The organism is Ekhidna sp. (genome assembly GCF_040220215.1).
Taxonomy (GTDB): Bacteria; Bacteroidota; Bacteroidia; order Cytophagales; family Cyclobacteriaceae; genus Ekhidna.
Genome location: NZ_JAVJTR010000009.1, coordinates 238029 through 252949 on the forward strand (window position 1 = coordinate 238029; position 14921 = coordinate 252949).

General features: G+C 39.5%; 14 protein-coding genes. 9 read left to right on the top strand and 5 right to left on the bottom strand.

Annotated features, from left to right (window positions below; genetic code table 11):
• Nucleotides 1–30: 30 nt before the first annotated feature.
• Entirely contained in the window at nt 31–1392 is a 1362-nt protein-coding gene (locus RIC88_RS02870) for a hypothetical protein (RefSeq protein ID WP_350215955.1), read from the top strand.
• Here the strand turns inward: RIC88_RS02870 and RIC88_RS02875 are convergent.
• On the bottom strand, nt 1389–2048 hold the full coding sequence (locus tag RIC88_RS02875) for an alpha/beta hydrolase family protein (RefSeq protein ID WP_350215956.1): 660 nt from the start codon (nt 2046–2048) through the stop codon (nt 1389–1391). The genes RIC88_RS02870 and RIC88_RS02875 overlap by 4 nt on opposite strands.
• A 42-nt stretch (nt 2049–2090) precedes the next feature.
• Between RIC88_RS02875 and RIC88_RS02880 the strand changes: the two genes are divergently transcribed.
• Genes RIC88_RS02880 through RIC88_RS02890 form a run of 3 tightly spaced genes read left to right on the top strand, consistent with a single transcriptional unit; the run spans nt 2091 to nt 3773 of the window.
• Entirely contained in the window at nt 2091–2822 is a 732-nt protein-coding gene (locus tag RIC88_RS02880; protein ID WP_350215957.1) for an MBL fold metallo-hydrolase, read from the top strand.
• On the top strand, nt 2822–3187 hold the full coding sequence (locus tag RIC88_RS02885) for a VanZ family protein (RefSeq protein ID WP_350215958.1): 366 nt from the start codon (nt 2822–2824) through the stop codon (nt 3185–3187). The genes RIC88_RS02880 and RIC88_RS02885 overlap by 1 nt, the downstream gene beginning before the upstream one ends.
• Entirely contained in the window at nt 3180–3773 is a 594-nt protein-coding gene (locus RIC88_RS02890) for a pseudouridine synthase (protein ID WP_350215959.1), read from the top strand. Before RIC88_RS02885 ends, RIC88_RS02890 begins: the two co-directional genes overlap by 8 nt.
• Here the strand turns inward: RIC88_RS02890 and RIC88_RS02895 are convergent.
• The 4 genes from RIC88_RS02895 to RIC88_RS02910 form a co-directional block, all read right to left on the bottom strand.
• Nucleotides 3759–4139, bottom strand: coding sequence for a DoxX family protein (locus tag RIC88_RS02895; RefSeq protein ID WP_350215961.1), 381 nt, complete (start codon nt 4137–4139; stop codon nt 3759–3761). The two genes, RIC88_RS02890 and RIC88_RS02895, sit on opposite strands and share 15 nt — an antisense overlap.
• A complete protein-coding gene (locus RIC88_RS02900) occupies nt 4136–7324 on the bottom strand; it encodes an ATP-binding cassette domain-containing protein (RefSeq protein ID WP_350215962.1) in 3189 nt (1062 codons plus the stop codon). Before RIC88_RS02900 ends, RIC88_RS02895 begins: the two co-directional genes overlap by 4 nt.
• A 68-nt stretch (nt 7325–7392) precedes the next feature.
• Nucleotides 7393–8205, bottom strand: a complete 813-nt coding sequence (locus RIC88_RS02905; RefSeq protein WP_350215963.1) for a hypothetical protein — start codon at nt 8203–8205, stop codon at nt 7393–7395.
• A gap of 93 nt (nt 8206–8298) precedes the next feature.
• On the bottom strand, nt 8299–8715 hold the full coding sequence (locus tag RIC88_RS02910) for a DUF2061 domain-containing protein (protein WP_350215964.1): 417 nt from the start codon (nt 8713–8715) through the stop codon (nt 8299–8301).
• Between the two features lie 151 nt (nt 8716–8866).
• Here RIC88_RS02910 and RIC88_RS02915 point away from each other — a divergent pair, with 151 nt between their 5' ends.
• From RIC88_RS02915 to RIC88_RS02935, 5 genes are all read left to right on the top strand, one after another.
• Nucleotides 8867–10585, top strand: a complete 1719-nt coding sequence (locus tag RIC88_RS02915; protein ID WP_350215965.1) for a DEAD/DEAH box helicase — start codon at nt 8867–8869, stop codon at nt 10583–10585.
• 71 nt (nt 10586–10656) lie between these two features.
• Nucleotides 10657–10869 (top strand): cold-shock protein, encoded by a 213-nt coding sequence (locus RIC88_RS02920; RefSeq protein ID WP_350215966.1) that lies wholly within the window; start codon nt 10657–10659, stop codon nt 10867–10869.
• A 115-nt stretch (nt 10870–10984) separates the two neighbouring features.
• A complete protein-coding gene (locus RIC88_RS02925) occupies nt 10985–11611 on the top strand; it encodes a chemotaxis protein CheW (protein ID WP_350215967.1) in 627 nt (208 codons plus the stop codon).
• Between the two features lie 35 nt (nt 11612–11646).
• Nucleotides 11647–14175: a methyl-accepting chemotaxis protein gene (locus RIC88_RS02930; RefSeq protein ID WP_350215968.1), complete on the top strand. Its 2529-nt coding sequence runs from the start codon at nt 11647–11649 to the stop codon at nt 14173–14175.
• Nucleotides 14175–14921, top strand: a complete 747-nt coding sequence (locus RIC88_RS02935) for a ParA family protein (protein WP_350215969.1) — start codon at nt 14175–14177, stop codon at nt 14919–14921. Before RIC88_RS02930 ends, RIC88_RS02935 begins: the two co-directional genes overlap by 1 nt.

Below are 14921 nucleotides of genomic sequence, written 5' to 3' on the forward strand. Positions count from 1 at the left end.
ATGGATTAAATTTAGGTAACCTGATTACCTATGAGCGACACTCCAAAGACTCAAATTGAAAGCTGGCTGAAAAAGTTGGAGCGCGAAAGCTGGCAGCTAGAATTACTTGTTTCAGCATTTACCATATTCCTTTTACTTGGAGCCAACACTGCCTTTGATGAGTTTCTATTAGGCCTAAACTTCAAGTACAACATGTCTGGGGTTCTGAGTATAGTTGGTTTATTTCTGTTGATAATCAAAAACTCTATTCAAGCGCTGATTATTTCTCTGGTTATTCACCTTATGCTTCGTGGCTTTTGGATTGGAACCATTGGTTTAAGGTCTGTCCAATCTTCTGTTGATTTTGAAAAACTAAAGTATAATGAGTTTTTTACAGATAAGTTGAGAAAGAACGGAGTGATAAGTTTGGATCGAATGGTGGTTAAACTGGACGAAATATGTAGTGTCATTTTCGCATTTTCCTTTCTCATTGTTTCCGTACTCATAGCATTTGGAATGTACCTAATCAGTTTTGGATTATTAGGATTTATCCTTACTCAGGTGGTGGGATTACTGCCGGATGCTATCACGATGGTTGGAGTTGTTTTCGCTGCTGTAGTCGCTTTGGTTTATCTTATCATGGGTATTATCTACATGATCGATTACCTCACACTCGGTTTCTTCAAAAAGCTAAAATGGATGATTCGAATCTATTATCCGTTTTACAGATTGTTTAACGCCATCACTTTATCACGTCTTAGTAAAAGCATTTATTATTATCTAATCAGCAAATTTTCAAAGAACAGAATTCGAATAGTGTTTTCGACCTTAGGGGGGATTGTATTGTGCTTGTTCTTATTCGATTTTGATCAGCATCAGTATTTCCCTGAATTTGACAATGAATTCATCGCGCCCTCAAATGCCTATAATGACGAGCGACCGGATGAGGATTATATAGAAAAGATAAGTATCCCTTCAAAATACATTGATAAGCCATTCTTTCCCCTATTCCTCCGATATAGTCCGGCGGATAATCCATTGATTCGATCCAGCTGCCCTGGTTTTCAGCCACTTAAAGATGATGGTATAAACTCACGAATGGGCATAATATCAGGTGATGGAAATTTTCATATAAGAGATAAAGATTATTCCAATGAAGATTTTGCCATGCTTCTTAGATGTCATTCTTCGATTTATCAAATTTCTATAAATGACTCAATTTACTCCGATCTCACTTTCAGATTTTACATCCACCCACACAAAAAGCAAAAAGGTTTATTGACAGTGGTTTCAACAGATCATTTCATAATTGGTGAAAATCAGCTTGACATCAAAAAAGTCCGAATAGACTCTGCTGGAGTAAGAAACTTATCCGATTTTGTGCAGGTTCCGTTTTGGTACAACCCAAACTAATCGATCCGTTCTTTGATCCACTTTGCAGTGGTCGAGGTTAGGAGCTCCAATACTTCATCTTTCGTTTTGCCACTTTTCTTGGGCACGTTAAATGAGTGATCGGCATCCTCAATTTCCAATAGTGTAGGTTTCGGTAGCTCAGTTAACACTTCTTTGATCAAGTGAATGTTTGCGAGTTTGTCATTGCTTCCTTGGAGAAATAACTGTGGAAGAGCCAGTTCTTTAAGGTGAACGGCCCGGTCTTTTGAATCTCTTCCCGGAGCATGGAGTGGGAAACCAAAATAGATTAGGCCTTTAACACTTGGGTGAGGTTCTTCCGCCATCAGGTGAGAAGCCATTCTCCCACCATAAGATTTACCTGAGATGAAAATTGGTAAGCCCGGAAACTGTGTGTGTATGTGATCAATCACCAGTTTCCATGTTTCAATATTTGCTTTAGGTGATCCCGGAGATCTTCGTCCTTGCTCCATGTATGGAAAATTGAATCGAACTACGGTTACTCCTTGTTCTGAGATGTTTCTTGCAACCCCATTCATAAAGGGGTGACGCATACCCGCACCTGCCCCGTGAGCAAGGATTAGGATGGCCTGAGCTTTTGCAGCTTCATCTATTTCCGCAGTGATTTTTCCAAGTTTGTCATTTAAGAATAGCTCCATAGGGTAAATTTACAAGGTGCCATAAAAAGAATCGAATTTAAAATGGAATTGACTGTACTTGGCTGTGGAGATGCTTTTGGGAATGGGGGTAGAAATAACACTTCATTCCTTGTGACTGATCAGAATGAGAGCGTTTTGCTGGATTGCGGGGCTAGTACACTCATTCGTCTGAAATATGAAGGGATCGATTTAGAATCAATTTCTACGATAATCATTTCTCATTTTCATGGGGATCATTTTGGAGGCATCCCTTTCTTTTTAATCAGCAGCATGTTTGAAAAGCCACGAAAAAAGCCATTAGCTATCGTTGGACCTGTTGGAGTAGCTAAACGTGTCTATGACCTTTTGGAAGCCATGTATGCCGGTACAGCTGCTAAGACTCTGGAGATGGATTTGACTTATTACGAGTATGAGCAAGGGAAACCAATTGTCATTGGAGATAAGGTGATTCATGCCTGGGAAGTTGACCACAGCCTGCCTTCGATCCCTCATGCTTTTCGTCTAGAATGGAGGGGGAAGTGTATTGCTTTCTCCGGAGACACTTCATGGACTGATAATCTAATTCCTCTCTCAAAAGGAACGGACCTCTTTATATGCGAATGCAATTTTTTAGAAAAGGTTAGCTTCGGGCATTTGGGCTACTCTGAACTATTGGAGAAGCGTTCATTGTTCGACACCAAACAACTTTGGCTTACTCACATGGCAGATGAGGTAATAGATGCCAAAGACCTTAAAATCAATCGATTATCTGATGGTCAAAAACTTTCAATCTAGTGTTAAATAACAAATTCATTTGGTTTGTCCCAGCTGGAATGGTTGCATTAGGTATTCTGCTCCTATCTACAGTATTGGCTATTCCAATTCAGATAGAAGGAGTGAGCCATATTGATAAATGGGAGCACTGTTTTGCCTACTTAGTTTTGGTGGTTAGCTTTTTGATTGCTTTCCGTAAAACAGAAATACTAAGTAAAAAATCATCTCTTGTACTGGTAATAGTAACAAGTGCGTATGGTTTTGCATTGGAGCTGGTGCAGTACTTGTTCTTTGAATTTCGGGTTTTTGAGTGGGTCGATGCGTTAGCAAATATGCTGGGTGTTTTGATTGGTTATGGACTTTTTAAACTCTTTGTGCGTGGCTAAAAAGAAACTCTATTTCATTATCCATAAGCCGTTTAAAGTATTGAGTCAATTCTCAAATGAAGGTGATAATATTGGTTTAGGAGAAGTTTATAAAGACCTTCCAAAAGATGTCTATCCAGTAGGCCGGCTGGATCTGGATAGTGAGGGACTTTTGATATTGACCAATGATAAAGCATTGAATAATAAGCTTCTGAACCCAAATCATGGACACAAAAGAACCTATTGGGTAGAGGTAGATGGAAAACCGGATAGAAAAGCCATTCAACTACTCGAAGAAGGTGTTGAGATCAATGTGAGTGGAAAGAAACATCGTACTAAGCCTGCGAAGATTAAGATTGTAACACCTGATATACCAGAGCGAAATCCTCCTGTCAATTATCAAAAGCATCCGGAAAGAACATGGCTGCAGATTTCGCTTACTGAAGGAAAAAACCGACAAGTCAGACGGATGACGGCAAAAGTCGGTCATCCTACATTAAGGCTGCTTCGGGTCGCAATCGAGGATTTAAGATTAGAACCTTTAATGTCCGGAGAGATCACGCAGATCAGCGAAAAAGTGGTATATAAAAGGTTAAACCTTCTTTAATCGCCAGTCAAGAGAATACTTCCCGCTTCCTAGTAAGAATATAGCTACAAACCCCAGGCAGTAAACAAGCGGAAATTCTTGTCTCCTGAAAGGATCATCTGCATGAACGATAAGTGCAGCAACCAACATGGTGATCGCAGGTGGAATGGCAGCCAGCCTTGATTTAAATCCTAAGATCAAAAGAATAGGGCATACAAATTCGCCAATGACTGCCAGGAAAAGACTTGGACCCTCACCAATTCCAATTGGGTTAGAGAATGATAAATTCCCTGAGATGAGTTTGTTGAATTTTCCCAAACCATGTGTTAACATCATGGAACTGAGTCCTAATCGTAGAATAAGTGATGCAAGATTTGAATAAATCATTCCGAACCTGTAGACTTTTTTATTTTAAGTGCTCTTCTGTAAACCTTAGGTGAACTTATGATGATAAGGAAGGTATCCCAAAATCTCACCCAATTATTTGGCTTGCTTTCATCTTTTTCCCGTGCCTCAAAGAATTTAATAATCTTCTTGAGTGTATTATCAAGTAAAGTCAAATAAAGTAAAATGGTCATGAACCAAATGAAAGCAATATTGAAATAGAAGGTTGGCACCTCATAGCTTCCAAAAATTTTAAAAGGAGCATAGAAGTGAGCCCTTCCAATGTGGGAGTAAGGCCTCATATAGATTGGGTCCTTTTTTTGAATCAGCTGATCCTCACCGCGATAAACCATATCCAGATGAGCCCGATTCATGAGTAAATCGGCTAGAAACTGGTTGTGATATTTTTGTTCAAGTTCAGCAAATCCCTCACGACCTAATTCGGTCACCAGCTCTTCATATAATTCATCTCTGGCGGATTGCGCTTCCAGGTATTCTTTGGCAAAGTGGTCTTTGGCATTGAGAAGATAATTATCCAATCTTTTTGCGATGGATGTGCTATAATATTCAGGATCGATCTGTTCCAGATATGGAAACTGTCTTAACCCGTGAACCGCACTCAGGCTATTTACCTCATTTCTTAATATTCTAAACGATCGCTGTTTATCACTCCAATCCGCACTATCCCGTAGAATCTCTCTATTGATATTCATCATTTCAGGGACCATGAATGAACGGTAAACTGAGTTTGTGCTTATCTCTTTATTTACATCGAAGAAATGTTTTTCGTATTCATTGTACCTAAACTGTGCAACAGTCAATGCTTCATAAGCCCATCGAGATGCCATCATATCACCTACAATTGGAACATTCTTCTGGTTGTTAATTGAATGATGAAGTTCATCAAACTTGATCATTGCACCACCCAAAAGCAGCTGTGGAACAAGGATGAAAGGGATCAGAATATAGATATTAATAACAGAGTTAAGCGCGGAAGAAATATTCAAACCAATGAGGTTTGCAAAGCAGGAAATGGTAAATAGAACTGCCCAATAATAAAGGGTCATTCCATGGATTTCCAGAATGTAATTGCCAATCAATACAAACGAAAGCGTCTGAATGGCCGAAAGGATGAAGAGGTAAACCACTTTCGAATTGATATAACTCATCCTTGATAAATTCAGAAACGATTCACGCTCCAATATTTGCCGATCCTTGTAAATCTCCTGAGCACTGACCGTCAAGCCCATGAATAAGGAGACCACTATGGACATAAACAGATATACAGGTAGGTTTATGTTTTCAGAAAAGGCATAAACCTTTTCCGGCGAGTATTTTGAAAAGTACCCCAGTATAAACGCAAGTAACGGAGCTTCCAGCATGTTAATAAGCACATACTGGCGGTTGGAAATTTTTGAGAGAAGGTTTCTTTTGCTGAATATCTTGAACTGATTCCAACTATCCGGAATACGGAAGTTGGTAGGAGGCAGAACAGACTCATATTTTAGCCGAACCAATTTGGGCAAAATATTTTCCTTGTATTTTGAATACCAAACCGAAGGGTTTACTCGCCTTTTTTTGGTAGATCTTCCTCGATCATCGATTTCCCTGGCTTCAATTATTTGAAGAATTTGTTCAGGAATTACATTGCCACATCTGGGACATTCGCTTTCCGCCGCATTTACTTGTGTGTTCATTGTTTTGAAGTACACGACAGCATCAATAGGGTTTCCGTTATAGATCGGGTATCCCCCCTTATCTAATATCCAGAGCCGATCAAAAAGTTTGAATATCTCAGAGGATGGCTGATGAATAATAGCTACCACCAATTTCCCCTTCCGGGTTAATTCTTTTAGAAGCATCATCATCTTTTCTGAGTCCATGGAGGAAAGTCCGGAGGTTGGCTCATCAACAAATAGGACAGAAGGCTCACGCATGAGCTCTAAAGCAATGTTTAGCCGTTTTCTTTGTCCGCCAGAGATGGTTTTGTTGAGCGGGTCGCCAACTTTTAGATCTTTAATATCTTCAAGATCCAGATCTTCAAGCACTTTATACACCGTTCGATCGATTAGCTCATCTGAAAAATCACTAAAGCAGGTTTTAGCGTTGAAGTACAGGTTTTGATATACTGTCAATTCCTCAAATAAGAGATCATCTTGAGGTACGTAACCAATGACCCCTTCCGTAGTTGCTTGTTCCAGCGAAAATCCATTTATATGCAGCCTGCCAGCATCTAAGGGAATTTTTCCATTAAGGATATTCATCAAAGTGGTCTTGCCTGTTCCACTACCTCCCATGATACCCACAAGTCTTCCTGAATCTTCAGAAAATGAAAACGCTTTTAACCCGTTGCTGCTGTTTTTGAATTTAAACTCAATATTATCTCCAGCCAACACCACTCTGGTGCTTGATTCATCCTGAATGAATTTGCGGGTAACCTCTGATTCGTAGATAGAAGAAATATTCGGGCCTTTGATGATTGACCCTGGTTTGAGGATGTAAGATTTTGCAGGTATGATCTTAATTCCTTCAAGAAATAGGTTCAGTGGCCCATCGTATCTAAAAACAAAAGTGTCTACACTCTTCAGGTAAAGTACCGTTATTTTTCCGAAGAGGTTTTGAACAAACAGATGTTTGGTTTCCTGAGTCTTCTTTTTACGAATGATCCAGGCCATTTCCTCGGGCCATTCCGTCTGTTTGTTATCAATGATCAGGATTTTATCCTTGTTGATCTCTTTTTCATCAGGTTTTAAAATGAGGTTTTTAAGGTTTAAAACATCCTCCTGATCGAGATTGAAATTCAGAGCGACGAGTGCGGCAAACTCTTCTTCTTTTGCAGTCACTTTCTCATCTGCACGGATGAGTTCCATCAGTTGCATAAATACAATGAGGCGTTCAGACCGGAGCAGTTCCTTATTTAACTGGTTGCAGATTTTTGCAATTTGCAAAATACTTGTACTATCAATAGTTAGTCCCTGAGCATCTTTGGCTTGCGGCTGTTCCTTGTAAAAATTGAGGTAATCGTAAAAAAGCTTGATGTATTCCGCCGTTAACGCATCATTATTCAGATTTTTTTGCAGGTAGGGACGAATGACCAACTCGCCGGAATCAACAACACCAGTATCTTCCTTCGCGCTTTCGATGATAGCAAAAAGGTGTACTAATGCATTAATGATTGATTCGGTCATATTTTATTGTGAAGATAAAAAAAGCCCCAACGAAGGTTGAGGCTCTAAAAATATATGTTCAAATGTGATTATCCAACGATGTGATCCCTCATCTCTTTCACGCTATTCGCAATATCGTTGAATTGCCCTTCTGTCATTTCTGTCCCTTCGCCAAGTTGGTCGTAAACCAGGCTGATATATCGGAGGTTAGGAAGCACTTTGCTTACATTTTCATCATCCTGATGATTTTCCATAAGCTCTACAAGTTTTACTACTTGTGCTTTCTGGTTAGCTAAAACGGCCATCAGTTCGCCCTTGTTTTCACTCATTTTTACAAGTTCGCAGGTGATGTGAAGGCCTTCGATGACACTACCTGCAATAACCAGAATTGAAGTTTTCTCTTCGCCATTCTGATTTAGATAGTTGTATGTATCATAAAATGATTCTGTTACAATAAAAATCAGTGAGTCAATATTATCCATGTTATTCTCAATTCTTTGAGCCATGGATTCATTGAATGCCGAAGTTATATTCAAGTCGTCAATTAACTTTTTTGAAACATCAAGAAAATCAATTGTTTCCTGAGTTTTATCAAAAGTAGCAGCATAGCTTAGATCAGCTCCATAAACGCCAAGGTTTGCCGCTTTTTGCCATGTAGCAACATATTGATCTGCCTTGGATGGATCATTTACAATTTCTTTTGAAAATGAAGTGTTGGCATTGCCCAGCATTTGCGAAACCTCAAACGCCGTAGGTAGCGGATAAGTAAATTCTTTTTCAACAAAGCTTTCAATTTCTTCTTTCTTCTCAGTGTTGGACTCTTCAGCCTTCTTTCCACCACTACAGGAGATTAAAAAGAATGTTGAAAAAATTAATGAAAGGTGTATGAAATTCTTTTTCATGAGATTGGTATGTTTATCGTCAATTCAGATTCAAGATTAATCTATTAATTACATTCATCAAACTCTTATTACGCCAATTTCCCTTATTAAGATTTATTTAAGGCCAAATTTTGATGCATGCCATGCTCTTTCATGCAAATAGTAGAAGAGCATTTTTAGAACACTTTCAACAAGGGCAATACCGGTTGCTTTTTCCATTGCACTTGGATCTTCCCTAAAGATGGTATATGCAATGATAAAAGTTGTTACGGAGGCTGTAACCCTCCAGGTAATTGTTTTGAACAAATGACGTACAGTACTTTTCATTTTCGTACTGTAACTAAACCAAATCCTTTCATGGTAATAGTACAGCGCCATTTTAAAAATAGTCTCAATCAGAGCAACCCAGCTCGCCTTCTCAGTAGCGTTGGGATCCTCACGAAAGAAGAACATGGTTAGTATGAAAGTTGTACCCGTCGCTACTATTCTCCATGTTATGGTCTTGGCTATGTGTCTTTTCCTAGTATCCATATGTTATTAAGTCGGCGGCAAAAATATGTTTGGATTGTTACCTGTACTATTTTTTCGATCAAAACCTCATGGTTGAACACATATAATCTTTTTTTCTTGCCAAGAATCTTCACTATTCGAGTAACTTTGCGCAAATTTTAAAACACGCTCTTTGAATAAATTTCAATCCCTGGGGCTTTCACAGTCAATTACTGATGTCCTGGAAAAAATGGGATTTACAACCCCAACCCCTGTACAAGAACAATCAATTCCATTATTACTTACAGAAAATCCCACTGACTTTATTGGTCTGGCACAGACCGGAACAGGCAAAACAGCAGCTTTTGGGCTTCCTTTGATAGATTTAATTGATTCCGGAAGTAGTCATACACAAGCGCTTATAATGGCACCAACCAGAGAGTTGGGTCAGCAAACTGCCAAACAATTAAAAGACTTTGCATCAAGTGACCGAAGGTTAAATGTAGAAGTGGTATACGGAGGTGCAGCTATTGTAAATCAGATTAAAGCACTGAAGAAGCCTACCCAAATCGTGGTAGCTACACCGGGAAGACTACTTGACCTTATTAAAAGGAAGGCAATTAAACTTGATCAGGTTAGATATGTCGTTCTCGACGAAGCTGATGAAATGCTCAATATGGGATTTCAGGAAGCCATTGATGATATTTTATCCCATACTCCACCGGAGAGGGTTACATGGCTTTTTTCAGCGACTATGCCTGCTGAGATCAGAAGAATTGTTAAGAAATACATGACCTCCCCTAAAGAGGTATCAGTTAATTCTGCTGAAAAGAGCAATAAAGACATTGCTCACAAGTTTGTCATCACTAAAGTGAAAAATAAACTTCCTGCCCTTAAGAGGTTTCTTGATAGGGAACCTGAGATGAGAGGCATCATGTTTTGCAGGACAAAAAGGGAAACGCAGGAAATTTCAGATGAGCTCAGTAACATAGGTTATGGTGTGGAGGCATTACATGGTGATTTATCTCAGGCTCAGCGAGATGCGGTCATGAAGCGTTTTAAAGCGAAATCAATGCAATTGTTAATTGCAACTGATGTTGCAGCAAGGGGAATAGATGTAAATGACCTGACTTATGTCATTCATCATACTCTTCCAGATCAACTGGAAAGCTATACACATAGAAGTGGTAGAACCGGTCGCGCGGGTAATAAAGGCATTTCATTGGCATTTATTAACCCCAGGGAGTCTCGCAAAATATCTGAGATAGAGCGAAAGATCAATGTGAAATTTGATCAGCTAGAGGTGCCAAGCATTGATGAAATGCAATCTTCTCGAATCAAAAATTGGGCAGATCAACTATCAGCTATTAAGATTGAAAAGTCTGCAGACGAACTTTACGCACAAGTCGCTCAATCTTTTGATGAGTTCAGTAAAGAGGATATCCTTAAAAAACTGATAAGTGCTCAATTTGCCAATGTCAATTCGAGATCCGAAGAGGAAAGCGACTTAAATGAAACTGCAGGAGGAGGTTCTTCAGAAAGAAGGGATAGCAGGGATAATAGTCAATACAGGAAATATTTTATCAATATTGGCTCGGTAGATGGTTTTACAAAAAGCGATATGATCCACCTGCTTGCAGATCTTTCGGCAGTAGATAAACAGCATTTTGGTAACATTAAGATTCTAAACAATCGATCATATATTGAAGTGGATAAGGCCCACGATACAGGGTTTAGTACAAAGTTTGAAGGAGTGGAGTTGGAAGGACGTAGTGTTAGGGTACATCCTGATAATGGACCAGGTGGAGGATCTGATAAAAAAGCTTCATTTCATAAAAAGAAATCTAGTAGGCATGAGAGGCCTTCTGGCAGAAGAGACGCCAGAAAATCCGGTAGAAGAAAAAGAAGGTAGTTGATTTTGCCTAACTTCGAAATTTAGAGGCGAATTGCCGATCGTCTATTTTTTAAATCTAAAAGCAATACATGTCAAGTTCACAAAACAAATTCATCAAAAACCAAAAGGAAAAGAGGAAGCAGCAAAAGAAGAAAGAGAAGGAAGAGCGTAAAAAAGAGCGCCAGGAAAATAATGCAAAAGGAGGGGATCTTTCTGACATGATAGCCTACGTTGATGAGTTTGGAAATATTGTGGATGAAAAGCCTGAAGAGCCTAAGGATCCAAAAAATTCAAAGAAGTGATAATTAATCCTGAATACGTTCAGGGATTGACTCATCATTTTACTGAGTCATTTTTAAGTAAAATTCATTTGTATTTAGTTTCTTAGATCACTCATTTTTACATGTACATAGAGTGATGGCATTAGGAAAGAACCTTACCAAGCATAAAACGAAAGAGAATGATCCCGATTCTGAAGTGAAAACATCAGACAAGGGACATGTTGGTGATGTGGATAGCTCTAAAAAAACTCATGAAGACACCCCACTACTGTCAGTTGCGGCTCAAGGTATTGATGAGACTAAAGAAGCAGCAGTTTTTGAGCAATTTTGTGTTTTCAAGTCGAGCAATGAAGAGTATGCTATTCCTATCCATCTTGTAAAAGAAGTTGTTCCATATCCTGAAGTCGCCAAGGTACCTCAGATGCCCCCATATCTGTTGGGTATGTCTAATGTCAGAGGAAATATCTATGGTGTTCTAGATCTTAATCTATTTTTTAATTCTAAGCTGGAATCGGGGAGTCTCGAGAAGAAATATTTTATGGTTTTAGATCATGATATATTCCAAATGGGAATCGCAATTCCCGAAGTTCCAAATACACTTCTCGTAAGTGAAGAAATGATTGAAAAACTATCTACCTCTCGACTCAAGTCGACAATTGGTCAGAAGTACTTAAAAGGAATTATTAAAAAAGATCGCCGTATGATCATCCTATTCGATATATTAGGAATGATTTCCAGCGATAAATTCACCGTAAAAAGCTAAATGCTTTGTTATCAGAATAGTTAACCAATACCAAGATGCTTAAAAACTTTACTATACGCAGAAAAATGATGCTGTTCATACTTGGACTGACGGTCATTATCTACGTGATCACACTTGGATACATAAGCTACAACCTTCGCAATAATGCAATTTCAGAGGCTGAAAAGCTTGCAGACTCATATGCCACACAGAAGGCCAATGAGATAAAAACCATTATTGATGAAGATTTGGCTGTTGCTCGGATCATGGCAGAAGCAGTGGAAGAATATACTTACATGCCGGATGCACAGCGAAATGAGCTTCGAAAAACCTTCTTAGAAAAGGTATTAATGCTTTATCCAAAATATGATGCGACATGGATGAGCTGGCAGCTTGAATTCATTGATCCTACCTGGGATAAAAGCTACGGAAGGGAACGATTCAACTCATACATGGATGGGAATGAAATCAAATCTTCTTTGGAATTAGCAGAACTTGACGGAAGGAAAGCAAGTGCAATTTATGAAGAGTTCAAGGCAGATGACAACATGGAAGAGTTGCTCAGTGAACCCTACTGGTATCTTGATTATGACTACTCTTCTAATACACGTGATTCACTGCTGGGAATCTCACCCACAGTTCGTCTTGAAGTAGATGGAAAGTTTGCAGGAGTAATTGGTACAGATATGTCGGTTGACGATTTTCAGGGTATTTCTGAGGTTGATTTTTACAAAAATGCTTATGCCTTACTGATTTCCAGCGGAGGAGTTATTACAGCTCATAAGAACGCAGGACTATTCAATCAACCCATGGATACATTGAATATTATAAAGGATAGTCCATTCGACGTTGCTGCCAGGATGAATATTGGCGAGCCGTTTTCATACAGGGCTTTTGACAGATCCCTTAATGATGATGTTTATGTATCCTTTGCAAGTATTCCTATAGGAAGGACCAAACATTCCTGGTGGGCAGTTTTTGTAGTTCCTGTTTCTGAAATCACTGCAACATTTAATTCGACATTCAGATACACCCTCCTTATTGGTTTAATAGGTTTGGTTCTTCTAACCTATACGATATGGAAGTTGGCAAATAGAATCACTGACTCTCTGGATGAATCCAATTCGCTATTGAAAAACCTTGCTAAAGGTGTTCTGGATAACTCATTAGTCATCAAAAAAATATCAAGTGATGAATTAGGCGAAATAGCTCAATCTGTTAATATACTTTTAGAAGAGCTGCGCAAGAAAGCGGAGTTCTCAAGGCAAGTTGGTGAAGGAAACTTAAATGCTGATTTTGAAATATCCGGCGAAAATGATATTCTAGGTGCCTCTTTAATTATGATGAGGAACAATCTGAGGTCCGTGATCGATGAAACCAAAGGTGTGGTAAAACTTGCCGAAAGTGAAGGGGATCTTAATTCAAGAATGAATCCAGCCGATAAGTCAGGTGCCTGGAAAGAGCTGAGTGAGTCCATTAACAACTTGCTGGAATCTGTATCCAAACCATTTGCGGTTTTAAATGAAATGGCAAATAGAATGGCAGAAGGTGATCTCACCGTACGATACACTGCCGAGGCAAAAGGAGATATCCTAAATCTGGCTGAAAACTTAAACAAGGCTTTACAGAACCTGGATGAGTTGCTTGACGGTATCGTAAAAAATGCCAATATCATCGGTGATGCCTCTATGGAGATGCTATCCGCGAGTGAGGAAATGAATACGAACACAGGTGAGATTGCTTCAGCTATCGCAGAGATGAGCAGTGGTGCTCAAACACAGGTGAGTAAAGTTGACGAATCTTCAAATCTGGTTGAAAATATTCAGCGTGCGGCAAACAGCATGAGTAGTCAGGCAGAGGGCATCAATGCGGCTGCACATAAAGTTTCAGAAAGTTCAGAGACAGGCTTGAAAATGGTGAACAAGGTTGGTTTCAGCATGAAAGATATTAAGGCGTTTGCCAATGACACCAATCAATCCATTCAGGTGTTGACTGAGCGATCCAAGGAAATCACCCGCGTACTTGGAATTATTACCGATATCGCGTCACAGACAAACTTACTCGCTCTGAATGCAGCGATTGAGGCAGCTCAGGCAGGAGATGCTGGAAGAGGATTTGCTGTCGTAGCAGAAGAAATACGCAAACTGGCAGAAGATTCCAGGACTTCAGCAAGAGAAATAGAGAAACTGATTACGGATGTTCAGAATGATACTGCAGCAGCTGCTAAAGTCATTGAAGTAATGAATGAAAGCATATTAGGAGGAGAAAGTGCTTCCAATGATGCATCGGAGGCATTTAGGGAAATCGCTTCTTCATCCAATCAAAACCTGGAAATTTCCAAGCAAATCCTGGAAGCCACCAAGGATCAAATGGATAGCATTCGAAATGTGGTGAGCATCACAGAAGGCATTGTCGTAATTGCTGAAGAAACTGCCGCTGGTACAGAACAGGTGGCCAGCTCAGCTACAGAATTGTCGGCTGGAATGGAAAGCTACACCCAGCGATCGGAAGAGGTTACTGAGATCGCAAGGATGCTCAAAGAGAAGGTTGGAATGTTTAAGTTGTCAAAGAAAGGTGATGAATAATGGTCGTTTATTCCATTATAAACCAAAAAGGAGGAACAGGCAAAACCACCACAGCAATCAATCTGGGTGCTGCATTAAATAGACGTGCTAAAAACGTATTACTAATTGATCTGGACGCTCAGGGAAATTTGAGTTATTCGTTGGGGATAAATGATTTTGACCAGTCAATGGCAGATGCCCTTCTGGGCGAGTGTACTATCAATGACATTTTGCAGGAAAGAGAATCACTAACCGTGGCTCCATCTGACAATCAATTGGCAGACACAGAGCTGTCACTTGCCAGAAGCGAGGGACAAGAAAAAGCGCTGGCTAACTTAGTCAAGTCTCTTTCTGGTTTTGATTACATCCTGATTGATTGCCCGCCATCACTATCAATGCTCACCATTAATGCACTTTTAGCCTCAGACCGGGTGATAATACCGATGCAAATGGAGGTGTTGAGTCTTCAGGGACTTGATCAGATCGTTCAGACTATTGAAAAGGTAAAGAAGACATTTTCAAAAAAGATAACTATTGATGGGGTTTTGCCGGTTATGGTAGATAAGAGACGAAAGCTGAGTCAGGAGGTAAAGGAATATATCCAGAATAACTATGACCTCAGAATCTTTGATTCACTGATTCGGAGCAATGTTAAAGCCTCCGAAGCTCCGTCATTTGGCAAAAGTGTAATTAATTACAAGCCTACATCTAATAGTGCAGTTGATTATATGCGGTTTGCGGACGAAGTTTTAGAGCTAAATAGGTAA